Here is a 26,746-nt window from a genome sequence, read left to right as displayed (position 1 = left end):
AAGACGTCGCGGTGGTGGGCGAAGTAGATCTCGGGGAGCTGGATGTGTTCGCGTTGGATGTACTGCCAGACGTCGAGTTCGGTCCAGTTGGAGATCGGGAAGACGCGGACGTGTTCGCCGGGGGCGTGGCGGCCGTTGTAGAGCTGCCAGAGTTCGGGGCGTTGGCGGCGGGGGTCCCATTGGGAGAACTCGTCGCGGAGGGAGAAGACGCGTTCCTTGGCGCGGGCCCTCTCCTCGTCGCGGCGTCCGCCGCCGAAGACGGCGTCGAAGCGGTGCTGCTGGATGGCTTCGGTGAGGGGGAGGGTCTGGAGGGGGTTGCGGGTGCCGTCGGGGCGTTCGCGCAGGGTTCCGGCGTCGATGTAGTCCTGGACGGAGGCGATGTGCAGGCGCAGTCCGTGGGCGGCGACGGTGCGGTCGCGGTAGTCGAGGACTTCGGGGAAGTTGTGGCCGGTGTCGACGTGCAGGAGGGTGAAGGGGATCGGTGCGGGGGCGAAGGCCTTCAGCGCGAGGTGGAGCATCACGATGGAGTCCTTGCCGCCGGAGAAGAGGATCACCGGCCGCTCGAACTCCCCCGCCACCTCGCGGAAGATGTGCACCGCCTCCGACTCCAGCGAGTCCAGGTGCGAGCGGACCGGGGCCGTGCCGGCCGCCCGCGCGCGGCGGGCCGTCGGGGCCGCGGGGGCCGTGAGGGTGTGGTTCATGCGGGGTCCTCCCCGTCGTGCGGGACCGGGGCGCCAGGGCCCTCCGGTCGGTCGAGCGGTTCTTCGAGCGGTCGGTGCGGCAGCCCGTCGCGCGGTCGGTCGCGCGGTCCGTCGAGCGGTCCGTCCGCCGGTCCGCCGGGCGGTCCGTCGAGCAGGTCCAGGACGGCCCGGGCCGATTCGGCCACGGTCCGGCGGTGGGCGGCGATCCGCAGATCGGGCGATCCGGGCGCCTCGTACGGGTCGTCCACCCCCGTGAGCCCGCTGATCTCGCCCGCCGCCTGCCGGGCGTACAGCCCCTTCACGTCGCGTACCGAGCAGACCTCCACCGGGGTCGCGACATGGACCTCCAGATAGCGGGTGCCGCTCTTCGCGTGCCGGGCGCGGACCGCCTCGCGGCTGTCGGCGTAGGGGGCGATGACGGGGACGAGCGCGACGACGCCGTTGCGGGCGAGGACCTCGGCGACCAGCCCGATGCGCTGCACGTTGGTGTTCCGGTCCTCGCGGGAGAAGCCGAGCCCGGCCGAGAGGAACGTACGGATCTCGTCGCCGTCCAGTACCTCGACCCGTCGGCCCGCCGCGCGCAGCCGCTCCTCGACCGCGCGCGCCAGGGTGCTCTTGCCGGAGCTGGGCAGGCCGGTCAGCCACACGGTGGCGCCGCCGGAGGGGATGCGGCAGGGGCTCAGCACGGGTACCCCCAGGCGCGGGAGATCTCGCGCAGACGTGCGGGGACTTCTTCGGCGGAGGGCAGCGGGCGGGCCTGCTGGATTGTGCCGGACTTGATGTTGTCGCTCCAGTCCCCGATGAATGCCTGGAAAGGACCGTGGTCCTGCTTTCCGTAATTCAGCATTTCCGGGGTCCATTCGACACCGATGAATTCGCAGATTTTCTTGGTGACGCCGGCGGGGTCCTCCGTCAATTCCTCGTACCGCACGGTGAGGCCCGGCAGCGCGGCGCGCGCCTCGTGGACGGCGTCCACGTACGTCTTCACCTCGGAGACGGTCGCTTCCAGGTCGCGGTCGGGGCGGCCGTTGACGAGCGAGGTCACCATCGAGGCCGGGTGGCGCAGCAGGAAGACGAACCGGGCGTCGGGCCAGGCCTCGTGGAGGCGCCGCCAGATGAGGGCGTTGCCGGGCGTCTTGTCGACGATGACGTCCTTGCCGCTGTGGACCAGCTCGCGGTGGAGCACCCGGTCCCAGAGCAGATGTTCGAGTTCGGCCCGGTCGAGGCCGAGCTTGTCCATCGCCTTCTCGCTGTACGCCTTCTGCAGCCGCACCTCCAGGGTGCGCAGATGCATCTCGTGGGGGGCGCGCACCGAGGGGTGGCTGTTGAGCAGCACCCGCAGCAGGGTGGAGCCCGAGCGCACCGAGGAGATGACGAAGACGGGGTCCGGAACCAGCCGCGCTCCCCGGGGAGCGGGCCTCGCGGGTGCCGGTCGTCGGGTGGTCGCCGCGCCCACGCGGTTCCTCAGGGCGCGCAACGTCCGGCGGGCCCGGCGGCCGGCCGCCCTCACCCGTGGGTCGTGCTGGAGCATTCGGTTCGTACCTCCTCGTGGATGCGGCATTCCGCACTGCGTACCCCGAGTTTTATTACGGGTTCATGAAATGGGCGTGATTCGAAACTGTGCCGGTGGTGAGATCTTGCTGAGAGATTGATGAGAAACCGGGCTGTGTTACGGTCGCCTCCGTGCGGAGAGAGATAATTCCAGGAATGAATTTCCGGAACGCGCCGGGAAGCCCGGTGCCGACGGCCGGTGGCGGGCGCCGGACCTCCGCCGGGCCGACCCGTCTCCTCGTCACCGGTGGAGCGGGATTCGTCGGCTCGGCGTACGTGCGCCACCTCCTCGGCCCCGACGGTCCCCGCGACGTGACCGTGACCGTGCTGGACAAGCTGACCCACGCGGGCACCCTGACCAACCTCACGACCGTGCTCGCCGATCCGCGGTTCGGGTTCGTGCACGGGGACGTCTGCGATCCGGAGGTGACCGCCCGGCTGGCCGCCCGGCACGACGGGATCGTGCACTTCGCGGCCGAGACGCAGGTGGACCGGTCGGTGGACGGTACGGCGGTCTTCGTGGCGACCAACGTGCTCGGTACGCAGACCCTCGCGGAGGCCGCCCTGCGCGGCGGGGTCCGCACCTTCGTGCACGTCTCCACCGACGAGGTGTACGGCCCCGGGGGCGCGGGCCCCCGCGCCGAGGAGGCCCTGCTCGCCCCCGACTCCCCGTACTCCGCGTCGAAGGCGTCCGCCGACCTGATCGCGCTGGCCCACCACCGCACCCACGGCCTGGACGTCCGCGTGGTACGGGCCGCCGGGACGTACGGCCCGCACCAGTTCCCCGAGCACACCGTGCCGTCCCTGGTCACCCGGCTGATGGGCGGGCTCGACACGGTGCGCGGGGAAGGGGGCGCGGGCGGGGGCGCCCGGGTGCGTGACTGGCTGCACGTCGAGGACCACTGCCGGGGCATCGAACTCGCCCGGACCCGTGGCCGCCCCGGCCGCACCTACAACCTCGGCGGCGGGGCGGAACTGAGCGAGGACCAGCTCGCCGGGCTCCTGGCGGAGCTGTGCGGCGCCCTCCCGGCGGGCCGCCCCGCCACCCGTACCGAAGAGGTCTCCGCGACCGGTGCCGTCTGGTCGCGGGCCCGTACGGAACTGGGCTACCGACCGCGCCGCGCGCTCCCCGAGGCGCTCGCCGAGACCACCGCCTGGTACCGGGAGAACCGTGCCTGGTGGGAGCCGCTCACCTCCTGACCGGTACGGTGCGGCGCGGCACCGGCCGTACAGGGACGCACGGGGCATTTGGGGCACGCGGTGAACCGGAACGGTGCACCCCGCACGAGGTGTTGACGGTTCTCGGACACAGAGACGAGGTCAAGGCAGTGTCCTAACGTCACGTCACTCGGTTAGATGAGTGTGGACACCAGAACGCCTCGGTTCGACGATCAACCCGCCCTGAGCATGACCAAGGTGGACAGCGACCCCGCGCAGGTCATCGTCAACCACGCCAGCTTCCGGGTGCAGCTTCCCCCGGGCCAGCGCACACGGCTGCGGGGTCCGGCTCCGGTCGGTGCCGCACGCGTCCCGGCGATGAGCGGAGCCGGGGGGCGCAGGCGGGCCCCGGTCGTCTGGAGCGGGAGGTCGGAGCCGGGCGACCCGGGGGCGTCGGGCCTGCTCCAGGCCGTACGCAACTCCTCCACCGGCCACGCCCCCTCCGGTGCCACCCAGCTCATCCCGCGCCTGGACGAGACGCAGCCCAACCCGGTGCTGCCCACCTCGCAGCGCGCGGGCGGCGGCCCGCTCCTGCCGCCCATGCGGCAGGCGGTCGGCGCGTACGACGGCACCGGCCCCGCGTACGACGGCTTCGACCGGTACGACGAGAAGTTCGGCAACGACCGCTACGGCGCCACCGCGTTCGGCGACGAGCAGTTCGGCGACGGGTACGAGGACGACCCGGACGAGGGCGCCGAGGCCCGCGACCGGCGGACCTCCGGCGACTCCGTCCGGCACGCCTACTACCCGGGCCGCCGGATGAACCTCGGTGTCGTCCTCTTCCCGCTCCGCGTGTTCCTCGGCTTCATCTCCATCTACGCGGGCATGGGCAAGCTCTGCGACCCCGTCTTCTTCGACGGCGGCGAACGCGGCTCCATGGTCAAGTGGCTCAACTCGCTCCACCCGTGGGCGGCGGCCGAACCGCTGCGCGAGGCCGCCCTCCAGCATCCGGTCGGCGCGGGCCTCACCGTCGCCTTCCTGCAGGTCGTCGTCGGTGTGCTCACCGTCCTCGGCCTCTGGCAGCGGGTCGCCGCCGCCTTCGGCGCGCTGCTCTCCGCCGCGCTGCTGGTCACGGTCAGCTGGCACACCGTCGCCGTCTACGACGCCCCCGACATCATCTTCCTCGCCGCCTGGAGCCCGCTCGTCATCGCGGGCGCCCCGGTCTACTCGGTCGACGCCCGCCTGGCCGGGGAGGCGTGGCGCCGGCTCGGCCCGCGCTCCGAGCTGTGGGAGCTCCGCAGCCGGGTGCTGCGGCGCGGCTCGGTCCTGGCGAGCGTGATCGTCGGACTCACGCTGCTCGTCGGCTCGGTGCTGGGCGGTGCGGTCCGGTCCACCCAGGTCGTGACCGTACCGGGCCCGGACGAGAAGCCGACCAACCAGCTGCCCGGCATGCCGCTCCCGGAAGAGACCCCGGAGAAGCCCAAGGCGCCGAAGAAGACGGTCCCGGAGCACACCCCCGTACCGTCCCGCTCCGTCGCCCCGCAGACCCCGCCCGCCGAGCGCACCACCCCGAGCACCGGGGCCACCGCCGGACAGGCCACCACCGGTACGGCCGCCGAGCCCAGCGCGACGCAGGGCACCGTCCAGGAGCCCCCGCGGCAGGAGACGTCTCCGCAGGCACCCCCGTCCGCCAGCTCCTCCGGCCCGTCCTCCGCCGGTGCCACCACCGGCGGCGACGGAGGCGGCGCCACCGGCGGGGACACCTCGGACCCGTCCGACGGCGGCACCGGCTCCACCGACTCGACCTCCGGCGGCGGCCGGAACCCGCTGGGCGGCCTCCTCGGCTGAGCGGCAGGGCAGTCATGCGGAAGAGGTCCCACCGGACGTTCCGGTGGGACCTCTTGCTGGGTGCGGGGGATCGGCTCCGTGTCTCAGCCGGGCTGCGCGCCGAGTTCCTTGGCGGCCTCGGTCAGGTCCTTCGCCGTGTCGATCGCCCGCCAGTACGCGCCCTGCGGCAGCGGGTACCCGGCGAGCAGGCGCTCGCGGGCCAGCCGCGGGAAGGTGGTCCGCTCGTGGTCGCCCCGGTCGGGCAGCAGCCCCGTGAAGGCCGGCGAGAACACGTACACACCGGCGTTGATCAGGTACGGGGACGGCGGCGACTCGATGAAGTCGGTGATGTGCCCGAACGCGTCCGTCTCCACGGCACCCCACGGAATGCGCGGCCGGGCCAGGGCGAGGGTGGCGGTGGCATCGCGCTCCGCGTGGAACGCGGCCATCTCGCGCAGCGAGAAGCGGGTCCAGATGTCGCCGTTCGTGGCGTACCAGGGCTGCTCCGGATCGGGCAGCCGGGCGGCGGCGTACTTCAGCCCACCGCCACGCCCCAGGGGCTCGTTCTCGACGACCGTCGTCACGTTCAGCGGGAGGACGGCCGAATCCAGCCACTCCTGGAGCACCTCGGCGAGATGGCCGCAGGAGATCACGACGTCGGTGACGCCCTCGGCGGCCAGCCAGGAAAGCTGATGGCCGATGATCGGGGTCCCGGTGCCCGGGATCTCGACCATCGGCTTGGGACGGTCATCGGTGTACGGGCGCAGTCGCGACCCCTGACCACCGGCCAGGACCACGGCCTGCGTCGGATACGTATGCAGCATGGCAGGCACGATATGCCGTGCCTGCCGGTGGTGTTCGGCCGAACTGCGGGTCCGCCGAGCCGCGGGCCATCCGGACCGCGGGTCGACCGGACCGCGGTCAGCTGAACTGCGCGACGCCGGAGGCGAACGACGTGTCGCAGACCGGCCGGGAGAAGCGGTGCGCGCGCGTCGGGCCGTACTGCTCGACGGCCGCCTTGCCGAGCGCCTTGGCGATCGACATGCAGTGGCGGGCCAGTGAAGGCTTCTGCTCCACGGCGCGCTGAAGGTCCGTCAGGGCGACGCCCGGGTCCTTCTCCTTGAGTTCGACGAGCAGCTTCTCGCGCAGGATGTCCTGCGGCGCGAGGGGCTTGGCCTTCTGCGACACGGTCGCCGAGGCGGTGGTAAGCAGCTGGGTGTCCGTGTTCGGCGCCGACCACGGCACGCGGGTGACCGCGAGCGTCCCGGACAGGACCATGACGACGGGCAGGACGAAGGCGAGAGTACGGCCGATTCGGCGCGCGGTGTGGGTCACGCAGCGAGCGTAGCGGTCCGTGACGATTCGACGACCTTCCGTCACTCTCGCGGGGGAGAGTTCGAGCGCATTTTTCGAATCGGAGGTTGACGGGGGAGGGGGAATTGCCCCGACTGGGGCCGGTATTGGCCGCTCGTGCCGGTCCCGTACCTCAAACCTGCCGGGGCGGCGTGCGCGGCGCCGTCGGGTGCGCAGGGTCCGTGTACGACGACGGTCCCGGCTCCTCGGAAGGAGACGGGACCGTCGGTCACGCGATGTCGATCAGGCGGCGCCGATCACGTCGTGTCGATCAGGCAGCGCCGACCACGTCGTGTCGATCAGGCGGTGAGGCGCTCGCCGGTCGAGGTCGCGAAGACGTGCAGCTCGTCCGGGCGCGGGACGACGTGCAGCTTCGTGCCCTTCTCCGGGACGGCACGGCCGCCGACGCGGACCACGAGGTCCTTGTGCTGGCCGCCGACCTCGGCAGCGCCGTAGACGAAGCCGTCGGCGCCGAGCTCCTCGACCACGTTGACCGAGACGGCGAGGCCGGCCGGGGCGTCGGAGGAGGCCTTGGAGAGGCCGGTCGCGGCGGCGCCGCCGTGCTCGACGATGTCGAAGTGCTCCGGGCGGATGCCGACCGTGACGGTGGTGTCACCGCGGTTCGCGGCGGCGGTGAGCGCCTCGCGGGAGACCGGGACGACGCTGTTGCCGAACTTCACGCCACCGTCGGTGATCGGGACCTCGACCAGGTTCATCGCGGGGGAGCCGATGAAGCCGGCGACGAAGAGGTTCGCCGGGCGGTCGTACATGTTGCGCGGGGAGTCGACCTGCTGGAGCAGACCGTCCTTGAGGACCGCGACGCGGTCGCCCATGGTGAGGGCCTCGACCTGGTCGTGCGTGACGTACACGGTCGTGATGCCGAGGCGGCGCTGCAGCGAGGCGATCTGCGTACGGGTGGAGACACGGAGCTTGGCGTCGAGGTTCGACAGCGGCTCGTCCATGAGGAAGACCTGCGGCTCACGCACGATGGCGCGGCCCATCGCGACACGCTGACGCTGACCACCGGAGAGCGCCTTCGGCTTGCGGTCCAGGTAGTCGGTGAGGTCCAGCATCTTGGCGGCCTCTTCGACCTTCGCCCGGATGTCGGTCTTGTTCACACCGGCGATCTTGAGCGCGAAGCCCATGTTGTCCGCGACGGTCATGTGCGGGTACAGCGCGTAGTTCTGGAACACCATGGCGATGTCCCGGTCCTTCGGCGGCAGGTGCGTGACGTCGCGGTCACCGATGCGGATGGCGCCGGCGTTGACGTCCTCGAGACCCGCGAGCATGCGCAGGGAGGTCGACTTGCCACAACCGGAGGGACCGACGAGGACGAGGAACTCGCCGTCCGCGATGTCGATCTCGAGCTGGTCCACCGCGGGCTTCGTGGAGCCGGGGTAGATGCGGGACGCCTTGTCGAACGTGACACTGGCCATGCGGATGCTTCTCCTTCACCGGCAGGAACGTGCCGGACGATCCGAGTAACGGAGTGATCTGGTCCACTCGGGTGAACCCGGTGCGACGCTACCTGGCGTTTTCCGATCTGTCTGTAGTCCAGGCCACGTGAATTTCACGTCCTGGACACACGCCGCATTGGTTACACTGCACGGGCACGCGCCGGGCCCGCGCAGGGCCCGCACCGGCGCTCGCCTCCTTAGCTCAGTCCGGCCAGAGCAACGCACTTGTAATGCGTAGGTCGTCGGTTCGAATCCGACAGGGGGCTCGGTGAAACAGCCCAGGTCGGATGTTGTCTGACCTGGGCTTCTCGTTTCGGCTGCCGGGGGTGGCGGTCGTCCGTGAAGCGGCTGGGCACTCGGAGCCGCGACCCCGTCGCGCATCCCGTCACCATCGTCCCCGTCGCGGTGTAGGCAGACGGACGGGTGCACGTCCGACTCAAGGGGCTGGGCGTCAAGGTGGACGGCTCCTGCGGTTCCGTCCTCTCACGACACCGCCGTGCGCACGCGCTGAGTGCCGGCGTCTCCGTCGTCGGAAGGTGTCGCCCCGCCGCGTTCCCTCGAGTGGGAGGGCGGAGTCCGGCTCATGAGGCATGTCTCGGTCTGGGTGGGCAAGGCGGTGCGGGGCGGGGTATGCCGAGCGGGGCGGTGCTCGGCAGTAGGCACGATTGACTTGTCAGTGCCTGGCTCTACAGTGGGAACCACGCACGGACAGTCGTCTGCCACCGAATTCGGCGGCACCCGCTCACCGCGGTTACAGCCGGCTGACGTGCAGCCCGAGGCCGCTTACCCACTGGTAGGCGGCCTTTGTGGTTTCGTTCCACGGGTGCATCTTGAGGCCGTAGGAGGTCAAGGACGACCCCACCCGGTGGTAGAGCCGGGGCTGCAAGTACTCGAGATAGCGACGCTCGGTGTTGCCGAACTTGTCGGTGTCGAAAGCCTTGTAGGTGGCAGAAGCTGCAATGTCGGCAAGTTGAAGCATCTCGATGCGCTTCGGCTGCTCGATCCGTCCGCCGCGAGGGTCCAGCGCGGACCATTCGATGCGGCAGGTCTCCGGTCCTTCTTCGTGGAGTACCGCTTCGAAGGCGCGGAGCTTCGCGACCTCCATCCGGACAATGTGCGCGAGGGTATAGCTGAGATTCGCTCCGGCGTCCCGGGCGAACCAGGAGAGTCGCTCAAGCAGGTATCGAACCGTGAGGAGGTACGCCTCGTCCTCGTTGAGGATGCGGGTCTCGACAGGCAGTAGACGCTTTGCGACCACGACGGTGGAAATGGTTGCCCACTTCTGCTCCCCGAGCTGGCGCGCGGCGTGCACCCGCTCCTCGTGTTTGAACTTCTGCCAGTGGAGAGTGTCTCCCGGGAGCCGGCCGAAATCCTTTCGCAGGCGGGCGAGGAATTCGCGAGCCTCAGGGAGATCCTCCTCGGCAATGATGACCGCGGAGAGGATGAAGTGATCACTCGCCTTGGGTTTGTGCGAGCGAACGCCAGCTTCGTCGATGAACGCATGCAGTCGACGAACAGTCGACTGATGCCGACCCTGCACCGGCAGGGCAACCTCCAATGCCGGGTGTACCACGGGCTCTCCACTCCTGCGTGACGACGGTTGTACGGTCGACCGTTGGTCAGGAACGGCGGCGCATACATCTGAAGAATGGTGGCACTGCAAGCCGGACATGGCTACGCGGCCATCCACAGGGGCTGTTGGTCATGCCGGAAAACCTGTGGAGAACTCACTCAATTCTGTGGACAGCTTCGTGCTGAGGGCGCTCCCAGTGCAGCATTGGGGCACTCGGCAGGCCCCTGACCTGCGGGTTCGACCTCAGCTGGTCCATCCGTCAAAGAAGTTCGTCGTTGTCTTGCCGAATTTGCGCGTTCGCAGACGTCTTTTGGGTTCCTTTGGGTACAGCTGCCATGGATTGTCCTTGCTGGATGGGCGCGCGATGTCGGACGTTCTGGGTGCGGATCGCGGGAGTGCGAGTTGATCGCTCAGCCGATGGCTGCGTCCCAGGCGGGCGGTCGGCCGGATCTCCGCGCGCACTCGGTAGGAGTGCTGGTGGGCCGTCTTCCCCCCTCCCCGCCCCGGGGCTCAGGGGCCGGGCAGGCCGGCCGGAGCGCAGACGCCGGGGGCGACTGCTTTCGAGGTGTGTCGTCGAACTGCCGCGCGGCCGGCCTTCGCCTGATGGCTCGGTCGGCATCGCACGAATCGCCCCGGCCCGCGTGGCCCGATCCCTCTCGGGGGGAGGGGAGTCATGGGGGCGGTGCGACGGAGCGTCACGCTTCGGGGAGGATTCCGGTATGAACGATACGAACACGCACCTCACGCACATCGCCGCCCCGGAGGGAGTCCTGCCCGCCGTGGGCTACACGCACGTCGTCACCGGCACCGGACAGTGGGTCGCGATCTCCGGCCAGGTCGCTCTGGACGAGGCGGGGGAGGTCGTCGGCCCCGGTGACGCCGACGCGCAGGCGCGGCAGGTCTTCGCGAACCTGGACCGCTGCCTCGCGGCGGCCGGGGGAACGTTCGCGGACGTCGTCAAGCTGACGTACTTCGTCACCGATGTCGCGCACCTGCCCGCCGTCCGCGCCGTGCGCGACCTCTACGTCGACGTGGAGCGCCGGCCCGCCAGCTCGGCGGTGCAGGTGGTCGCCCTGTACCGGCCCGAACTGGTCATGGAGGTCGAGGCGTTCGCGGTGATCCCGAGCGACCGCGTGCGGCGGTAGGGGGCGGCTCCCGCCCCGCCCCGACCGCTTGCGGCGGCAGGCGGCTCCCCGCCCCGCTCAGTCGCCGGCGGGTGTGGTGGCGAGGTAGTCGGCGAGGGCGTCGAGCAGCAGCTCGACGTCCTCCTCGCTGCTGTACGGGGCCAGGCCGACGCGCAGCCCGCCCGCGTCGCCGAGGCCGAGGTGGCGGGAGGCCTCCAGGGCGTAGAAGGAGCCCGCGGGGGCGTCGACACCACGGGCGGCCAGATGGCGCGAGGCGTCGGCGGCGGAGCGGCCCGGGAAGGTGAGCAGCAGGGTCGGGGTGCGCAGGGCGGCGCGGGAGTGCACGGTGACGCCGTCGAGTGCGGCGAGTCCGGTCTCGACGCGTTCCCGCAGGGCGTCCTCGTGGGCCTCGATCGCTTCGAAGGCGGCGGCCAGGCGCGCCCGCCGGCCGGCCGTCCCTCCTTCGGTCGTCGCTCCCCCGGGCGCCGGTGCCAGCCCGGCGAGGAAGTCCACGGCCGCGCGGGCTGCGGTCAGCAACTCGTAAGGCAGCGTGCCCAGTTCGAAACGCTCGGGGACCGCGTCGGTGGACGGCAGCAGCTTGTCGGGGTGCAGGGTCTCCAGCAGTTCGGGCCGGCTCGCCAGGACGCCGAGGTGCGGGCCGAGGAACTTGTACGCCGAGCAGGTCAGGAAGTCCGCGCCCAGCGCGTCGAGTTCGACCGAGGCGTGCGCGGCGAGGTGCACGGCGTCCACGTGGAACAGGGCTCCGGCGCGGTGCACGAGAGCGGCGATCGCGGGCAGGTCGGGGCGGGTGCCGATGAGGTTGGAGGCGCCGGTGACGGCGACCAGCCGGGTCCGCTCCCCGAGCGCGTCCCGCACGTGGTCGAGAGTCAACTCGCCTGTCGCCGCATCGAATTCGATCCAGCGGACGGTCGCGCCCGCCGCCTCGGCGGCCTGTATCCACGGGCGGATGTTGGAGTCGTGGTCGAGGCGGCTGACCACCACCTCGTCGCCGGGGCCCCACCCCTTGGCGAGGGTGCGCGCGAGGTCGTAGGTGAGCTGGGTGGAGCTGCGTCCGAAGACGATGCCGCGCGGGTCGGCCCCGAGCAGGTCCGCGAGCGCGGAGCGGGCACCGGCGACGATGGCCTCGGCGTTGCGCTCGCCCTCGTTCTGGACGCCCCGCACGGCGAGGGGGTGGGCCAGGGCGTGGACGATCGCGTCGATCACCGGCTGCGGGGTCTGGGTGCCCCCGGGGGCGTCGAAGCGCGCGGAACCGGACTTCAGGGCGGGGATCTGCGCGCGGACCGCGTGGACGTCGTAGGACATGCGTGCTCCGGAGAGGTGGGCGGCGGACCCGCGGGCCCGGAGGCGGCGTACGGGTGCCGCCCCGGACACCGATGGTGCCTGGTGGGAGCGGGGACCGCGCGCCCGGGGCGGTACGGGACGCGGGACGGGAGGGGCGGTGCGGGACGGAGGCGGGGCGGGACAGGACCGAAGCGGTATGGGGCGGTACGGGCGGGCGGGGGAGCGTCAGCCGGCCGCCAGCAGACCCGGCAGCGTGCGCATGTCGTCGAAGACGACCGTGCCGGGGCCTTCGAGGCGGGCCGCCGGGGTGAGGCCGCCGCTGTAGCCGAAGGCCCGCATCCCGGCGGCGCGGGCGGCGGCGATCCCGTATGCGCTGTCCTCGATCACCGCGCACCGCGCCGGGTCCGCGCCCAGGGTGCGGGCGGCGTGCAGGAAGAGGTCGGGGGCGGGCTTGCCCCGGGCGACGTCGGCGGCGCTGAAGACGCGGCCCTCGAAGTGGTGGCTGAGCGCGGTCGTGGCGAGGCTGCGGCGGATGGAGCGGTGGGAGCCGTTGGAGGCGAGGCAGTACGGGACGGTGAGCGCGGCCAGCACCTCGGGGATGCCGTCGACGGGGGTGAGTCCGGCGAGCGCGGCGCGGTAGAGATGGGAGTACGGCGCGTCCCAGTCGTCGGCCAGCGGCCTGCCGATGCGCTCCTCCACCGCTGCCCGCAGCACCTCCGTGGAGGAGCCCACGAACCGCTCGATGATCTCCGCCTCGGTGAACGCCGCGCCCAGCTCCGCCATGACGACCGCGTCCACCTTGACGTAGATGCGCTCGCTGTCCACCAGGACGCCGTCGCAGTCGAAGATCACCAGGTCGAAGGGGTGCACGGGGTTCGCCGTCATGGCCGCAGCGTAGGGGTACCTGCCGGGCGGCGGAAGCCGCGCACCACCCGGCAGCCGTGTGACGGTCGCGCGTCACCGGACCGGCCCCCGTGCGCCCGGTGCCCCGCCGCGCTCCCCGCGCCGCCTCCGCGCGCCCCCACAGCTCGCCCCCTCAGCACCTCCCGGCGATCCGGTCCGCCAGCCTGGCCAGCGGGTCCGAGTCGGCGCGCGAGGAGGCGGCCTCGCGGCGGTCGGCGGCGCGGCGGGCGGCGTACGCGCCGCGGGCGGTGAGCCAGCGCAGCGGTTCGGGCTCCCAGCGGCGGACCCGGTGGTTCACCCACGGCAGCGCGGTCAGCCCGGTCGGGCCCGCCTGGCCGGAGTCCTGCTGGATCAGGTCGCGCAGGGTGCGGGCGGCGAGGTTGGCGGTGGCGAGGCCCGAGCCGACGTAACCGCCCGCCCAGCCGAGGCCGGTGGAGCGGTCCAGGGCGACCGTCGCGCTCCAGTCCCGCGCCACGCCGACCACGCCGGACCAGGCGTGGGCGACGGAGACGCCCGCCGTGGTGGGGAAGAGCCGGACGAGGAGTGCGCGCAGCGCCTCGACGGTTGCGGGCCCGGTCCGTCCGTCGTCGTCGGTCCGCGAACCGAAGCGGTACGGCACGCCCCGGCCGCCGAGCGCGATCCGGTCGTCGGCGGTGCGCTGGGCGTACGTCCCGGTGTGCGACAGGTCGCCCAAGGTCTCGCGGCCCTCCCAGCCCAGCGTGGACCAGAGGGCGGCCGGCAGCGCCTCGGTGACGATCATCGAGGAGTTCATCGGCAGCCAGGTGCGCCGGTGGCCCTTGACGCTCGCGGTGAACCCCTCGGTGCAGCGCAGCACGTACGGGGCGCGGACCGTGCCGTACGGGGTGACGGCGTGCTTGGGGCGGATCTCGGTGACCGGGGTCGACTCGTGGACGGTGACGCCGAGCGCCTCGACGGCCGCCGCGAGCCCGGTGACCAGCTTCGCCGGGTGGAGGCGGGCGCCGTGCGGGGTCCAGGTGGAGCCGACCGCGCCGTTGACCCTGATCCGTTCGGCGGTCTCGCGGGCCCCGCGCAGCACCCGGTCCCGCTCGCCGAACGCGATCTCGACGGCATGGTGGTCCTTGAGCCGGGCGAGCTGCGCGGGCGTGTACGCCACGCCGAGGGCGCCGCCCGCGTGGACGTCGGCGTCGATGTTCTCCTCGGCGGCGACCCGGACGACCTCACCGACCGTGTCGTTCATGGCGCGTTGGAGCCGTACCGCCGCGTCGTGGCCGTGCAGCCGCGCGTAGCGGTCGCGGCCCGCGACGGTCCCGGAGAGCAGACCGCCGCTGCGGCCGGAGGCGCCGTAACCGCAGAACTTGGCTTCCAGCACGGTGATGTTGAGGAAGGGGACGGCCCGCTTCAGGTAGTACGCCGTCCAGAGCCCGGTGAAACCGCCGCCGACGACGCAGACGTCGGCATGGGTGTCGCCGGGCAGGGGCTCGCGGGGCGCGGGGAAGCCCGCCCGCGCGAACCAGAACGATATGCCGCCGTCGGTGGTCTCCCGGCGGGGCCCGGCGGTTCTGTCGCTGCTCATGTCGCCTCTGCCGTCAGGGTCGTTGGGGGACGGGAATCACCATGGTCGCCGCACGCGTCACACGCGTCACACGCGCCGCACGCGCCGCACGGCTCTCGCGCGAAGTGCCGTGCGGCGCGTGGGGCACGTCGCTCGCGCGAAGTGCCGTTCGATGCGGGAGGTTACTGGGCCGCGGCCCGTCCCGTCGCGCGGGGGCGGCGGGCAACAGCCGTACCGCGCCCCCGGGTCAGCGGGTAGCAGGCCAGTCCGGCGAGGGCGGCCGTGAACCGGCCGAGGTCGGTCACGTCCGGCCCGGCTCCCAGCGGGACCCCGCAGAACACGAGGACGGCGAAGGCGTACGCGTACCGCCACACGCGCGGCAGCCGGTAGGTGAGCACCGCCGCGATCCCGGCCAGCCCCTGATCGGTGGCGTACACCAGGGAGTTGGACGCGGAGAGGGGTGCGTGCCCGTGCCGCGAAGCCCAGAGCAGCACGGCCTCCGCGAGCAGCCCGGCGGGCACGTACGCCACGGCCACCGCGGCACACCACCGCAGGGTCCCCAGCCACTGTTCGGCGGGCGCGTGGAAGAGGGTGAACAGCACCGCGCAGAGCACCCAGTGCCCGCCCTCCGGCAGCCACAGCAGACCGGCGAGGAACACCTGGGACGGGCGGTCCGCGAGCGTGTGCGGATCGGCGGGCGCGGGCAGCCGGACGAACTCCCCGGCCGCGGGCAGCAGCGGGCCCAGCAGGTGGGAGGTGACGAGGAGGACCGTCAACCAGACGTAGGTACCCGGGGATCGGGCCGTCCAGCGGCCGATCGCGGCGGCGACGGCTGCTGCCGGGCGGTTTCGCTCCATGGTCCCGATTGACGCACGGTCCTACGATCGGTGGCGTGATCGACATCCCGGAAGAGCTGATCGCCACCCAGACCATGTTCCGCGGGGCGGCCGGAAGGGCTTTCACCGACGCGCTGCCGGGGCTGGCCGCCCGCTACCTCCGGGAGTGGGGGCTGCGCGTCGACGGGCGGCCGATGTGCGGGATGTGCGCGCTGGTCCTGCCGGTGGTCCGGTCCGTCGGCGACGCTTCGGGGGAGTTGCCGGACGGCGTCCCGGACCTCCCGGACGGCGTCCCGGACCTCCCGGACGGCTTTCCGGGGGCGCTGAAACTCCAGCTGCTGGACGAGGAGTCGGCGGGTGAGGCGCTCGCGCTGCGGACGTGGGGCGAGGCGGGGGCCGGGGCGGTCGGGCTGCTCGCCCACGACCCGGAGACCGGCGCGATGCTGCTGGAGCGCCTGGACGAGAATCGCCCGCTGTCGGCGGTCCCCGACGCCCGGGAGGCGGTGGGCGTCCTCGCGCGGGTGCTGGCCCGGCTGGTTGCGGTGCCCGCGCCGCCGGGGCTGCGCACGCTGGCGGAGATGGCGGCCCGGATGCTCGCGGAGACACCCCGCGCCCTGGCCGCCCTCGCCGACGACCAGGAGCGGCGGCTGGTCGCGGACTGCGCGGCGGCGCTGCGCGAGGTGGCCGGGGAACCGGGCGACCGGCTGCTCCACTGGGACCTGCACTACGACAACGTCCTGGCCGGGCGCCCCGGTACGGACCGTGCCCACACCTGGGTCGCCCTGGACCCGAAGCCCCTGGCGGGCGACCCCGGATTCGAGCTCTTCCCCGCGCTCGACAACCGCTTCGACCCCGCGGAGATCATCTGGCGCTTCGACGCCCTCAGCGAGGCGCTCGGGCCCGGGTACGACCGGGAGCGGGCGCGCGCCTGGACTCTGGGCCGGGTCCTCCAGAACGTGCTCTGGCACAGCAGGGAGGGTGCGCACACCCTCGCCCCGGACCACGCCGAGATCGCCCGGCGGCTGCTGGGCCGGTGACAGCCGGTCACCGTACGGCCAACTGGCATGGGCCACCCCGGGATTGCGGACACCTCAACCGCCCCGGCCGCCAACTTTCCTCACACGGTGCAGCGTTATGGACACGGCGCGAGACGGCGTGTTCTCCTGCATGCCGAGTGGTCGATTTTGCAACGTGGGAAAAGTGGTCGGCACGGCAGGGATGAGCCGTTGACCGGCGGACAGCAGAACGGAGTCGCGTGTGAAAGCCGCATCGAAGAGCCGTGGTGGAAGTCCACGAGTACGCCGGAGAGTGGGTGCCGTCGCCGCCCTGGCCGTGGCCGCCTCGACGACCCTGACCGCCGGTGCGGGAACCGCCGCCGCCGGCGGGAGCCACGGCACTCGGATACCGACGGTCACCTCCGGGGGCGCCCGCTTCGAGATCCTCTCGCCGACCCTGGTCCGTACCGAGTACGCGGGCGACGGCAGGTTCACCGACGACCCGACGTTCAACGCGATCGGGCGGGACGGATTCAAGCCGACCGCCTACACCGCGCAGACGAAGGACGGCTGGCTGACCGTCCGGACGAGCGCGATGACCTTGCGCTACCGGGTCGGCTCCGGGGCGTTCGACTCCCAGAACTTCTCCGTCCAGCTCGACGCGGGCAAGCAGCCCGTGACCGCCGCCCCATGGCAGCGGCTCGTCTGCGGGCTCGGTGCGCTCTGCGAGGCGGAGAGCCTCCGGCTCGCGGGTCTCGGCACGGCGTCCGACCACGGCGGCCACACCGGAGCCGCCTTCGCCGCGGGCTTCGAGGCCACCGGCAGTTCGGTCTCCACTGACATCGATGTCACAGCCGACGGTGTCTACCGGTTCGCTCTGCGTTACGCCAACGCCCAGGGCGGCGACGGCAAGTCGGAGACCCGCACCCTCTCGCTCACCGTCGACGGCGGCACCCCGCAGAAGGTGGAACTGCCCACCACCGCCAACTGGGACACCTGGGCCACGGCCACCGCGCAGCTGAAGCTCACCAAGGGGCAGCACACGGTCGCGGTGACGCGGACCGCCACGGACTCCGGCTCGGTCAACCTCGACAGCGTCGCCCTGCTGGCCGCCGGAGACGACTCGTACCCCTCCGTCAACACGACCGCCGTCAAGAGCTGCCTCTACGGCACGAGTTGTGAGGCGGAGTCGGCGCGGCTGGCCGGTTCGGCCACCGGCGCCCTCAACCACCGGGGGTACGCGGGCACCGGCTTCGTCGCCGAACTCAACCAGGGCTCCGGCCTGACCACCCACCTGGTCGGCGTCCCCGCCGACGGCGTCTACACGCTCCGGGTGCGGTACGCCAACGGCCAGGGCGGCGACGGCCTCCACCGGACCCGCACCGCCTCCGTGACCAGCACCGGGTCCTCGGCCGGGGCCACCGCGTCGACCGCGACCCTCGAACTGCCCGCCACCAAGGACTGGGACGACTGGCAGACCGCCTCCGTCTCCGTCGCCCTCAAGGCCGGCGCCAACGACATCACCCTCGGCTGCCCCGACGGCGGCAGCTGCCACGTCAACGCCGACACCGTCTCGGTGGCCTCCCCGAAGTCGCCCGCACCGCAGCCGCACCTCGCGCTCGGCGGCTACCGCCGCGGCCTGGACGGCGTGAACGGCGACAACGCGACCCCCGTCACCACCACGCCGGGCCTGCTCAGCCAGGACGGCTGGTACCTCCTCGACGACTCCCCGTCGGCCCTGTACGACCTCACGTCGAAGAAGGTCCGCCCCCGCCCCGCGCACGGCGGCTCGCCCTACCAGGACGGTTACGTCTTCGGGTACGGCCACGACTACAAGCAGGGCCTCGCGGACCTCGCCACCCTGACCGGGCCGCCCGCCCTGCTGCCCACCTGGGCCTACGGGGTCTGGTACTCGGAGTACATCGACCGCACGGCCGCCGACTACCAGGACACGATCCTGCCGGCGTTCCGCGAGGAGGGCGTGCCCCTCGACGTCCTGGTGACCGACACCGACTTCAAGGCCGGTGACACCTGGCGCGGTTGGGAGATCGACGAGAACAAGTTCCCCGACGCCGAGGGCTTCTTCGACTGGTCGAAGGAGCAGGGCCTGCACAACACGCTCAACACGCACCCGAGCATCCAGGGTTCCGACCCGCAGTTCGCCCAGGCGCAGGCCACCGCCAAGGGCAAGCTCGCCAAGGGTGCCTGCGGAAGCGACTGCTACACCTTCGACTTCGGCGACGCCGACCAGCTCAAGGCGTACATGGACCTGCACCGGACCATGGACGAGCAGGGCGTCGACTTCTGGTGGCTCGACTGGTGCTGCGACTCCTCGCAGTCCTCGCTGCAGGGCGTGACCCCCGACGCGTGGATCAACCAGAGCTACGCCGACGACTCCGACCGGGCCATCGGCCGCGGCTTCGTCATGTCCCGCGCCTACGGCTCGCTCCAGGCCGGCGGATACAGCGGCCAGCAGGCCCTGCCGACCGGGCCCTGGGCGGACAAGCGCACCACCCTCCACTTCACCGGCGACACCCTCTCCACCTGGGGCACGCTGCGCTTCGAGGTCGGCTACACCCCGGGCGAGTCCGCGGCGACCGGCATGGCCTCCATCACCCACGACATCGGCGGCCACGTCGACACGACCGGGCTGACCGGCGCGGAGGGCACCAACAAGCTCCCCGACGACCTGTACGCCCGCTGGGTCCAGCTCGGCACCTTCCAGCCCGTCGACCGCCTGCACAGCAACCACAGCGACCGGCTGCCCTGGCAGTACGGCCCGGCGGCCCGCAAGTCGGCCGACGCCTTCCTCAACCTCCGCGAGAACCTGGTGCCTTACACCTACACCCTCGCCGAGGAAGCGAACCGCACCGGCGTACCGATCGTCCGCCCGACCTACCTGGAGTACCCCGAGGACCCGGCCGCCTACGCCGCGTCCGACAGCGAGTACTTCTACGGCTCCGACGTCCTGGTCGCCCCCGTGACCACGCCCGGTGAGTCCACCACCACCCCGGTGTGGTTCCCGGCGGGCAGCCAGTGGACCGACTGGTTCACCGGCAAGACCTACCAGGGCGGCACCACGCAGAACGTGGCCACCACCCTCGACACGATGCCCGTCTTCATCAAGTCCGGCGGCATCATGCCCACCCGCACCAAGAACGTCACCGACAACGACCGCAACCCTCTCACCGACGTCACCCTCTCCATCGCCTCCGGCGCCGACGGCTCGTATCAGCTGTACGAGGACGACGGCACCACCGCGACGACGAAGGTCAAGAGCGCCACGACGACCGTCACCTACGAGGAGAAGGCGTCGAGGAAGGGTTCCGGCACGAGCACGCTCAGGACCGTGAAGATCGGCGCGGCCAAGGGCTCCTACAAGGGCCAGGTCAAGAAGCGCGACTGGACCCTCTCCCTGCTGGGCACCACCCACGCCCCCACCGAGGTCACCGTCCACGGCAAGCGCCTCTCCCACGACGCGTACCACTGGGACAGCGCCACGGGCACCCTCACGGTCAGCCTTCCGGGGCAGTCCGTGCACGCCGGGGCGGAGGTGACCGTGCGGTAACGCCGCCGGTCGCGGCTGCCCGGCGGCCGGTCCACGGTGGTCGAAGCCGCCGGCGGCCCCGCGCGCACCGGATGACGAACGCGTCGGCGTTCGGCATCGCGGGGCGCGCGGGGCCGCCGTTGTCGCGGGGGCGGGCGGCCGGCCGGTCTCCCCACCGCGTCTACGCTGCCCCCATGATTCGTACCGCCACCGCAGCAGACGTCCCCGTCATCCACGCCATGATCCGTGAGCTGGCCGACTACGAGAAGGCGCTCGACGAGGCGCGGGCCACCGAGGAGCAGCTGCACGAGGCCCTCTTCGGCGAACGGCCCGCCGCCTACGCCCACATCGCCGTCTCCGACGAGGACGGCGAGACGGTCGGCTTCGCGCTCTGGTTCCTCAACTTCTCGACCTGGCGCGGTGTCCACGGCATCTACCTCGAAGACCTCTACGTACGCCCCGAGCGCCGGGGCGGCGGCCACGGCAAGGCCCTGCTGACCGAACTCGCCCGGACCTGCGTGGACCGGGGCTACGGCCGCCTGGAGTGGTCGGTGCTCAACTGGAACACCCCGTCCATCGGCTTCTACGAGTCCCTGGGTGCCCGCCCGCAGGACGAGTGGACCGTGTACCGGCTGACGGACGAGGCGCTGGCCGAGCTGGGGTCGTCGGAGACGGTCGGCTAGGGACGTGGTCCTGGCCATCTGTTGGGGGTGGCCTCAGGAGTCGCGTCGTCGTTGGTCGCCAAGGAGTGTGCGCCCCGCGCGCGGGGCACCCCCGCTCGTCCCACAGCCACGTACCTGCCCCGGCGGCCCGTACCCCCGCTCCGCTACTTCCGCCAGAAAAGGTGGTGGGTCACCCCGCTCGGGCTCGGGACCACGTCCAGGTGGAAGCGGTCGCGGAGTTCGTCGGGGGAGTCCCAGAGCTTGATCCCGGAGCCGTACTTCAGCGGGGATACCGCGACGTGCAGGGTGTCCACGAGGTCGGCGTCGAGGAACTCGCGGACGGTGGTGGCGCCGCCGCCGAGACGAACGTCCTTGCCCTGGGCGGCCTCGCGGGCCTGGGCGAGGACCGTGGCCGGGTCGGCGTCGACGAAGTGGAACGTGGTGTCGGAGAGCTCGATCGAGGGGCGCTCGTGGTGGGTGAGGACGAACACCGGCGTGTGGAAGGGGGGTTCGTCGCCCCACCAGCCCTGCCACTCGTGGTCCGTCCAGGGGCCGCGCTGCGGGCCGAACTTGTTCCGGCCCATGATCTCGGCGCCGATGTTGTGGGAGAAGTCGCGGGTGAAGTAGTCGTCCAGGCCTCGGCTGCCCTTGCCGTCGGTGCGGTTGGGCCAGCCCGCGGTGGCTCCGGCCCAGGCCATGAGGCGTTGGGGGTCCACATGGCCGAAGGGCTGCTCCAGGGTCTGTTCCTCGCCGGCGGCGATACCGTCGCTCGACACGGTGAAGTTCTGTACGCGCAGAAGCTGGGTCATCTGTTCCTCCTCGAAACGGGGGGCGCTCACAGTTGGGGGACTCGACCGGCGAGTGGAACTCATCGGTCCGTTCGGCCCGTGCGGCCCAGGCGGGCCGTCCGGGCGTCCAGGTCGGAGAGGTCGGCCGGATCGTTCGGTACCGGTAGCACCCGGATACCGTGAAACCGGAGAAGACGAGGGATGGGGATCAAGGGTGTGACAGGAGCCAACAGTAGTTCGAGCACCGCTGGTTACGCCGAGGCGGCCGAGGCGCTGGTGGAACAGTACGAGAGTGTCACCTTCGCCGATGTCCACCGCGAGGTGATGGATCTTTTCCCCGAACGGCCCAGCGCGGTGCTCGACATCGGGGCGGGGAGCGGGCGGGACGCCGCCGCGCTGGCGGCGCTGGGGCACGCGGTGGTCGCCGTGGAGCCGACGGCCGGGCTGCGGGAGCGGGGGCGCGCGATCCACGCTGCGCGGCCCGTCGAGTGGCTGGACGACGAGCTGCCGGAGTTGCGGGCGGTACGGGCGCTGGGGCGGCGGTTCGACCTGGTGCTGCTGACCGCCGTCTGGATGCATCTGGACGAGGGGGAGCGGGCGGCGGGGATGGAGACGCTGGGCCGGGTGACGGCCCCGGGCGGTCTGGTGGTCCTGACCCTGCGACACGGGCCCGTTCCGGCGGGCCGGCGGATGTTCGACGTATCGGTGGAGGAGACCGTCGAGCGCGGCCGGGAGCAGGGGCTGAGCACGGTCCACGTCAGCGGGCGCGCGGACCTGCACGGCCGCTCCGGCGTGCGCTGGTCCACGGTGGGCCTGCGCCGGGCGGGCTGACAGAGCGGCGCCCAGGGGGACGCCGGGCTGTCGGTCCCGTACGCCACGATGGGTCCATGGCAGCGAGCGCGGGCAGGAACAGCAACAGCACTGGCAGGGGCGGCACCGGCAGGGGCGTCGGAGGGCGGAAGAAGATCGCGGCGGCACGGCGGCCGGAGGTGCGGCTGCCGCCGCTCGTCCCGTACGCGGACGCCGAGCTGGAGGCGGACGGCGACTACGACGGGCTGCGGTTCTCCTCCGTGGACCTCGCCGATCAGTCGGGGCGCGGCGCCCGGTTCATGGACTGCGCGCTGGACGGCTGCGCGCTGGACCGTACGGAGCTGGTGCGGGCCCGGTTCCTCGACTCGGTGCTGACCGGCGTACGGGGCGTGGCCACCGAGCTGGCCGAGGCGTCGCTGCGGGACGTGGAGATCGTGGACGCGCGCCTCGGCGGGGTGCAGATGCACGGGGCGGTGCTGGAACGGGTCCTGGTGCGCGGCGGGAAGATCGACTACCTGAACCTGCGCGGGGCACGGCTCACCGACGTCGTCTTCGAGGGGTGCGTGCTCTTTGAGCCCGACTTCGCGGACGCCCGGCTGGTACGGGTCGAGTTCCGCGACTGCGTGCTGCGGCGTGCCGACTTCAGCAACGCCACGATGGACTCGGTGGACCTGCGGCCCGCCGCCGAGCTGGACATCGCGCGCGGTGTGGAACGGCTGGCGGGCGCGGTGATCAGCCCGGTGCAGCTGATGGAACTGGCCCCGGCGTTCGCGGCACAGATCGGGGTCCGGGTGGAGCCGTGACCGGGGCGTCGCCGTGGTCCGGGCGGAGCCGTGACCGGGCGGAGCCTGGTCCGGGCGGAGGCGGGGGCCCGTGGTCAGAGGCGGGGGAAGCGGGCCTGGAGGTCCCAGATCACCGGGTTGTCGGCAAGGCCCTCGTGCATGTCGGAGAGGTCGGCGATCAGGTCCTGGAGGAAGTCACGGGCCTCGCGGCGCAGCAGTGAGTGGCCGAAAGTGAGCGGTGGTTCGTCGGGGTGCATCCAGTCGGCCTCGACGTTCACCCAGCCGAACCGGCGTGCGAAGAGCATGCGGTCGCTGGACTCGGTGAAGTCCAGCTCGGCGTACTGCTCCTTGTGCGAGCGATTGCCGCGCGGGTCCTGGTCGAGCTGCTCGACGATGTCGCAGAGCGCCCACGCGAAGTCGAGTACCGGCACCCATCCCCAGGCTGTGGATACTTCGCGGTCCGCCTTGGTGTCAGCGAGGTACACGTCCCCGGAGAACAGGTCGTGCCGCAGCGCGTGGACGTCCGCGCGGCGGTAGTCGGTCTGCGGGGGGTCGGGGAAGCGACGAGAGAGGGAGTAGCCGATGTCGAGCACGGTTCGATGGTGTCATGCCGGGAGCGGGCGGCGGGACGGCCGAGGGCGGGACCCCGGGTGACCTGCGGCACCGCCACCCCCGGGCCGGGACCACCGGCCCGGGAGTCCCGGCCCGGGGGCCGTGGGCCGGGGGCCGTGGGCCGGCTGCCCCGGCTCAGGGGAGCAGGCGTTGCTCGTTGGCCTTGGCGACCGCTCCGGCGCGGGTCTCGACGCCCAGCTTGTCGTAGATGCGCCCCAGGTGGGTCTTGACCGTCGCTTCGCTGATGAAGAGCGCGCGGGCGATGTCCCGGTTGCCGAGCCCCCGGGCCAGCTGCCCGAGGATGTCCCGCTCTCGGTCGGTGAGCGCGGGAGGCGGGGTACGGAGCCGGGCCATCACCCGGTCCGCGACGGGCGGGGAGAGCGTGGTGCGCCCCTGAGCGGCGGACCGGATCGCGGCGAACAGTTCCTCGGGGCGTTCCGCCTTCAGCAGATAGCCGGTGGCGCCCGCGCCGATCGCCCGGGTGATGTCGGCGTCGGTGTCGTACGTCGTGAGGACGAGCACGTGCGGCCCCGCACCGATTCCACGTCCGCCCGCACCGCTGCCCGTTCCCGCACCGCTGCCCGAGCCCGCGCCGCCGCTCCCTCCCGTGCCGCTTCCTCCCGCCCCGGCGGTGATCCGGCGGGTGGCTTCGACGCCGTCCATGCCGGGGCCGAGCTGGAGGTCCATGAGGACGACGTCCGGGTTCAGCCGGGCGGCCAGGACCACGGCCTCCTCACCGCCGGCTGCCTCGGCCACGACGTCGAGGTCCGGTTCACTGCCGAGGAGGGCGAGCAGCCCGGCGCGCACGACGGCGTGATCGTCGCAGACCAGGACGCGTACGGTACGGCGGGTCATACGGGCTCCTCGGGGGTGGCGTGCTCGCCATGACGGGCGGGCTCGTCGGGGTCGGGCAGCGGAATCTCCGCCGAGAGAACGGTGCCCTCGCCGGGAGTCGACTCGATGGTGAGCCGGCCGCCGAGCTGTCGTACCCGGGCGCGTATCGCGGGCAGCCCGTGGCCCCGGCGCGGCGGACCACCCCGCTGCTCGGCGCCTGCCGCCGGTGCGTCCGCGGCGAACCCGCGGCCGTCGTCCGCGACGTCGAGGACCACCCGGTCGTCCAGGTGGGTCAGGGTGAGCGCGGCTGCGGCGGCACCGGCGTGTTCGGCGACGTTGGCGAGGGCGCCCTGGGCGATGCGCAGCAGCGCCGACTGCACCCGGTCCGGCAGCGGGTACCGCGCGGCGCCCTCCACGTGGAGGCGGACGGCGGGCCCGCCCGTCGCGGTGGCCCGTGCGGCGAGCGCGCGGAGGGCCGCCTCCAGACCCTCGCCCTCCGCGAGGTCGGCCGGCGCCAGGTCGTGGACGAAGCGCCGGGCCTCGGCGAGGTCGCGGGCCGCGATGCCCGCCGCCGTACGGACATGGGCGCGGGCGGTGTCCGGCCCGGTGTCCCAGACGCGTTCGGCGGCCTGGAGCAGCATCTGCTGGCTGGAGAGGCCCTGCGCGAGGGTGTCGTGGATCTCCATGGAGAGCCGCTGGCGTTCGGCGAGGGTGCCCTCGCGGCGTTCCGTCGCGGCCAGTTCGCGCCGGGTCCGGACCAGGTCCTCGATGAGTTCGCGCTGGCGTACGGCGAGTTCCTGCTGGCGGTCGGCCTGACGGCGGACGTGGACGAGGACGGCGGTCGCCACGGCCGCGACGGCGGGCGGTGCCAGCACGAGGTTCGGGTCGAAGCCGGTGGCGAGCCGGAGTTGCGCGGCCACCACGAACGCCGTGAGCAGGGTGACCAGGACGAGCGCGGCACGGGGCGGGAGGAGCCGCAGTCCGGTGGAGAAGAGCGGTACGGCGCACCACGCGAAGCTCGGCGCGAGGACGACCAGCACCATCCAGACGGCGACCAGCCCCGCGAGCCAGGCGAACCGGCGCGGGGTGGGCCGCGAGCCGAGCACCGGGCCGAGGGCGTGGACGACGGCGAGGGCGGCGGACAGCCCGATGACCCACGGGGTGCGGGCCTCGCCGGGGTGGTGCATCAGGAAGCGGGTGAGCGAGGCGCCCAGCAGCAGGAAGAACGCGGCGTGCAGCAGGAGCGCCAGCCACCGGGCGTCCGGATCGGGGGTGCGCGCCACGGACGAGCCGGGTCCGGCGGAAGCACCGCCCGCCGGTCCGTCCCGCCCCGGACCGGTTCTCCACCGCACCTCGTACCCGCCTCGCGCTCGTTGTCGTCGGTGCTCGCGGCCGTGCGGCGGGCTCCGCCGCGTATGCCGTGAGCTGGGCGGATGCGCCCGTGCCTCCTCCATGGTGACCCGTCGGGGCTGCCCGCGCATCAACCGATCGGCCGACGGAAGGGTCCACCGGACCGCGTCGGAGGCCCAGCCGGTACGACGACGGTACGGGCTGTGTTCCGGCCGGAGCATCGATACCGGAGCGCCACCGCCGACCGGCCGGGCGCCGCACCGACCCCCGGAGGAAACCGCCATGAACGTCACTTCCGCCACCCCCTCGTCCCCCGCCTCCGCCACTCGCAGGTTCTCGCTGCGGGCCCGGGTGCTGACCGGGGCGGTGGCCGTCGCCGCCCTGGGCGCGGGCACCTTCGGCGCGGTCTCCGCCAGCGCCTCGGCCCCCGCGTCCGCTCCCGTCGCGGCCTCGGCCGACACCGCGAGCCGGAACCTCCAGCAGTCGACCCACCTCACCGTCGCCGCCGCCACGAAGGCGGCGCAGGCCGTGCTCGAGGCCGCGCAGAAGGAGAACCAGCGCGTCTCCGTCGCGGTCGTCGACCGGAACGGCAACACGATCGTCAGCCTGCGCGGCGACGGCGCCGGGCCGCAGTCCCCCGAGTCCGCCGAGAAGAAGGCGTACACCTCGGTCTCCTGGAACGCCCCCACCTCCGAACTGGTGAAGCGCCTGGACCAGGCCCCGACGCTGAAGGACATCCCCGGCACCCTCTTCCTCGCGGGCGGCGCCCCGGTCCAGGTCAAGGGCGCTCCCGTCGCCGCGGTCGGCGTCGCCGGAGCCCCGAGCGGGGACCTCGACGAGAAGTTCGCCCGCGCGGGGGTCGCCGCTCTCACCCGTTGACCGCGTCTCCCGCGCCCGGCGCCCCGCCCTCGCGCGGGTGCGGGCGCGGTGCGTGCCCGGTACATAGGATCGCGCCGTGAATCCGCGCATCCCCGCACGTCGGAGTGGTCCCGCACCTCGGAGTGGTCCCGCACGTCGAAGTGGTCCCGCACCTCGGAGTGGTCCCGC

Annotated in this window: 23 protein-coding genes, 1 tRNA gene and 1 pseudogene; 10 read left to right on the top strand and 15 right to left on the bottom strand. The window is 72.4% G+C overall.

Going from position 1 to position 26,746, the window contains the following annotated elements; all coding sequences use genetic code 11:
• The 3 genes and pseudogenes from cysD to ACFWEE_RS02970 all read right to left on the bottom strand — a co-directional run.
• Positions 1 to 701 (bottom strand): sulfate adenylyltransferase subunit CysD (cysD, locus tag ACFWEE_RS02980; RefSeq protein ID WP_386885795.1); only part of this gene is annotated, 701 nt, incomplete at its 3' end.
• A gap of 149 nt (positions 702 to 850) precedes the next feature.
• Positions 851 to 1,399, bottom strand: a pseudogene (gene cysC, locus ACFWEE_RS02975) (adenylyl-sulfate kinase); the annotation flags it as partial.
• Entirely contained in the window at positions 1,381 to 2,157 is a 777-nt protein-coding gene (locus ACFWEE_RS02970; protein ID WP_386885793.1) for a sulfotransferase family protein, read from the bottom strand. The gene ACFWEE_RS02970 and the pseudogene cysC, both read right to left, overlap by 19 nt.
• A 251-nt stretch (positions 2,158 to 2,408) precedes the next feature.
• Here ACFWEE_RS02970 and ACFWEE_RS02965 point away from each other — a divergent pair, with 251 nt between their 5' ends.
• On the top strand, positions 2,409 to 3,452 hold the full coding sequence (locus ACFWEE_RS02965) for a dTDP-glucose 4,6-dehydratase (RefSeq protein ID WP_386885791.1): 1,044 nt from the start codon (positions 2,409 to 2,411) through the stop codon (positions 3,450 to 3,452).
• Between the two features lie 156 nt (positions 3,453 to 3,608).
• Positions 3,609 to 5,258: a DoxX family membrane protein gene (locus ACFWEE_RS02960; RefSeq protein ID WP_386885789.1), complete on the top strand. Its 1,650-nt coding sequence runs from the start codon at positions 3,609 to 3,611 to the stop codon at positions 5,256 to 5,258.
• Positions 5,259 to 5,341: 83 nt separating this feature from the next.
• Here ACFWEE_RS02960 and ACFWEE_RS02955 read toward each other — a convergent pair whose 3' ends face one another.
• The 3 genes from ACFWEE_RS02955 to ACFWEE_RS02945 form a co-directional block, all read right to left on the bottom strand.
• A complete protein-coding gene (locus tag ACFWEE_RS02955; protein ID WP_386885836.1) occupies positions 5,342 to 6,058 on the bottom strand; it encodes an NDP-sugar synthase in 717 nt (238 codons plus the stop codon).
• A 100-nt stretch (positions 6,059 to 6,158) separates the two neighbouring features.
• Positions 6,159 to 6,572 (bottom strand): hypothetical protein, encoded by a 414-nt coding sequence (locus ACFWEE_RS02950; protein WP_327176517.1) that lies wholly within the window; start codon positions 6,570 to 6,572, stop codon positions 6,159 to 6,161.
• A gap of 317 nt (positions 6,573 to 6,889) precedes the next feature.
• On the bottom strand, positions 6,890 to 8,026 hold the full coding sequence (locus ACFWEE_RS02945; RefSeq protein ID WP_386885787.1) for an ABC transporter ATP-binding protein: 1,137 nt from the start codon (positions 8,024 to 8,026) through the stop codon (positions 6,890 to 6,892).
• 212 nt (positions 8,027 to 8,238) lie between these two features.
• Here ACFWEE_RS02945 and ACFWEE_RS02940 point away from each other — a divergent pair.
• Positions 8,239 to 8,313: transfer RNA gene (locus ACFWEE_RS02940), tRNA-Thr, on the top strand.
• A gap of 485 nt (positions 8,314 to 8,798) precedes the next feature.
• Here the strand turns inward: ACFWEE_RS02940 and ACFWEE_RS02935 are convergent.
• Positions 8,799 to 9,620 carry a DUF3800 domain-containing protein gene (locus ACFWEE_RS02935; protein ID WP_386885785.1) on the bottom strand — a complete coding sequence of 274 codons (822 nt, stop codon included), beginning with the start codon at positions 9,618 to 9,620 and terminating at the stop codon, positions 8,799 to 8,801.
• 719 nt (positions 9,621 to 10,339) lie between these two features.
• Between ACFWEE_RS02935 and ACFWEE_RS02930 the strand changes: the two genes are divergently transcribed.
• A complete protein-coding gene (locus tag ACFWEE_RS02930; protein ID WP_386885783.1) occupies positions 10,340 to 10,765 on the top strand; it encodes a RidA family protein in 426 nt (141 codons plus the stop codon).
• A gap of 57 nt (positions 10,766 to 10,822) precedes the next feature.
• Here the strand turns inward: ACFWEE_RS02930 and ACFWEE_RS02925 are convergent, their stop codons facing one another.
• The 4 genes from ACFWEE_RS02925 to ACFWEE_RS02910 all read right to left on the bottom strand — a co-directional run bounded on the left by ACFWEE_RS02925 (position 10,823) and on the right by ACFWEE_RS02910 (position 15,340).
• Positions 10,823 to 12,067 (bottom strand): cysteine desulfurase-like protein, encoded by a 1,245-nt coding sequence (locus ACFWEE_RS02925; RefSeq protein WP_386885782.1) that lies wholly within the window; start codon positions 12,065 to 12,067, stop codon positions 10,823 to 10,825.
• Positions 12,068 to 12,271: 204 nt separating this feature from the next.
• On the bottom strand, positions 12,272 to 12,931 hold the full coding sequence (locus tag ACFWEE_RS02920) for an HAD family hydrolase (RefSeq protein WP_386885780.1): 660 nt from the start codon (positions 12,929 to 12,931) through the stop codon (positions 12,272 to 12,274).
• A gap of 151 nt (positions 12,932 to 13,082) precedes the next feature.
• Complete coding sequence (locus tag ACFWEE_RS02915) at positions 13,083 to 14,504, bottom strand: NAD(P)/FAD-dependent oxidoreductase (protein WP_386885779.1); 1,422 nt, start codon at positions 14,502 to 14,504, stop codon at positions 13,083 to 13,085.
• 161 nt (positions 14,505 to 14,665) lie between these two features.
• Positions 14,666 to 15,340 carry a rhomboid-like protein gene (locus ACFWEE_RS02910; RefSeq protein ID WP_386885778.1) on the bottom strand — a complete coding sequence of 225 codons (675 nt, stop codon included), beginning with the start codon at positions 15,338 to 15,340 and terminating at the stop codon, positions 14,666 to 14,668.
• 74 nt (positions 15,341 to 15,414) lie between these two features.
• On the opposite strand from ACFWEE_RS02910, the gene ACFWEE_RS02905 reads away from it, so the two are divergent.
• The 3 genes from ACFWEE_RS02905 to ACFWEE_RS02895 all read left to right on the top strand — a co-directional run bounded on the left by ACFWEE_RS02905 (position 15,415) and on the right by ACFWEE_RS02895 (position 20,544).
• Positions 15,415 to 16,356 carry an aminoglycoside phosphotransferase family protein gene (locus ACFWEE_RS02905; RefSeq protein ID WP_386885834.1) on the top strand — a complete coding sequence of 314 codons (942 nt, stop codon included), beginning with the start codon at positions 15,415 to 15,417 and terminating at the stop codon, positions 16,354 to 16,356.
• Between the two features lie 271 nt (positions 16,357 to 16,627).
• Positions 16,628 to 19,882, top strand: coding sequence for a TIM-barrel domain-containing protein (locus ACFWEE_RS02900; protein ID WP_386885776.1), 3,255 nt, complete (start codon positions 16,628 to 16,630; stop codon positions 19,880 to 19,882).
• Positions 19,883 to 20,055: 173 nt separating this feature from the next.
• On the top strand, positions 20,056 to 20,544 hold the full coding sequence (locus ACFWEE_RS02895; protein ID WP_386885774.1) for a GNAT family N-acetyltransferase: 489 nt from the start codon (positions 20,056 to 20,058) through the stop codon (positions 20,542 to 20,544).
• Positions 20,545 to 20,687: 143 nt separating this feature from the next.
• Here the strand turns inward: ACFWEE_RS02895 and ACFWEE_RS02890 are convergent, their stop codons facing one another.
• Complete coding sequence (locus ACFWEE_RS02890; protein WP_386885772.1) at positions 20,688 to 21,332, bottom strand: dihydrofolate reductase family protein; 645 nt, start codon at positions 21,330 to 21,332, stop codon at positions 20,688 to 20,690.
• 195 nt (positions 21,333 to 21,527) lie between these two features.
• Between ACFWEE_RS02890 and ACFWEE_RS02885 the strand changes: the two genes are divergently transcribed.
• Both ACFWEE_RS02885 and ACFWEE_RS02880 read left to right on the top strand, forming a co-directional pair.
• The gene (locus tag ACFWEE_RS02885) at positions 21,528 to 22,142 is read left to right on the top strand and encodes a class I SAM-dependent methyltransferase (RefSeq protein WP_386885771.1); all 615 of its coding nucleotides are present in this window, start codon (positions 21,528 to 21,530) and stop codon (positions 22,140 to 22,142) included.
• Between the two features lie 56 nt (positions 22,143 to 22,198).
• Positions 22,199 to 22,924 (top strand): pentapeptide repeat-containing protein, encoded by a 726-nt coding sequence (locus ACFWEE_RS02880; protein WP_386885769.1) that lies wholly within the window; start codon positions 22,199 to 22,201, stop codon positions 22,922 to 22,924.
• A gap of 74 nt (positions 22,925 to 22,998) precedes the next feature.
• Here ACFWEE_RS02880 and ACFWEE_RS02875 read toward each other — a convergent pair whose 3' ends face one another.
• From ACFWEE_RS02875 to ACFWEE_RS02865, 3 genes are all read right to left on the bottom strand, one after another.
• Positions 22,999 to 23,496, bottom strand: coding sequence for a hypothetical protein (locus ACFWEE_RS02875; RefSeq protein WP_386885767.1), 498 nt, complete (start codon positions 23,494 to 23,496; stop codon positions 22,999 to 23,001).
• 154 nt (positions 23,497 to 23,650) lie between these two features.
• On the bottom strand, positions 23,651 to 24,370 hold the full coding sequence (locus ACFWEE_RS02870) for a response regulator (protein ID WP_386885765.1): 720 nt from the start codon (positions 24,368 to 24,370) through the stop codon (positions 23,651 to 23,653).
• A complete protein-coding gene (locus ACFWEE_RS02865) occupies positions 24,367 to 25,830 on the bottom strand; it encodes a sensor histidine kinase (protein WP_386885763.1) in 1,464 nt (487 codons plus the stop codon). The genes ACFWEE_RS02870 and ACFWEE_RS02865 overlap by 4 nt, the downstream gene beginning before the upstream one ends.
• A 151-nt stretch (positions 25,831 to 25,981) precedes the next feature.
• Here ACFWEE_RS02865 and ACFWEE_RS02860 point away from each other — a divergent pair, with 151 nt between their 5' ends.
• Positions 25,982 to 26,578 carry a heme-binding protein gene (locus ACFWEE_RS02860; protein ID WP_386885761.1) on the top strand — a complete coding sequence of 199 codons (597 nt, stop codon included), beginning with the start codon at positions 25,982 to 25,984 and terminating at the stop codon, positions 26,576 to 26,578.
• Positions 26,579 to 26,746: the final 168 nt, after the last annotated feature.

The sequence above is a fragment of the Streptomyces sp. NPDC060184 genome (assembly GCF_042728795.1).
In the GTDB taxonomy this organism is placed as follows: Bacteria; Actinomycetota; Actinomycetes; order Streptomycetales; family Streptomycetaceae; genus Streptomyces.
This window is presented reverse-complemented; position numbering and strand designations above follow the sequence as displayed.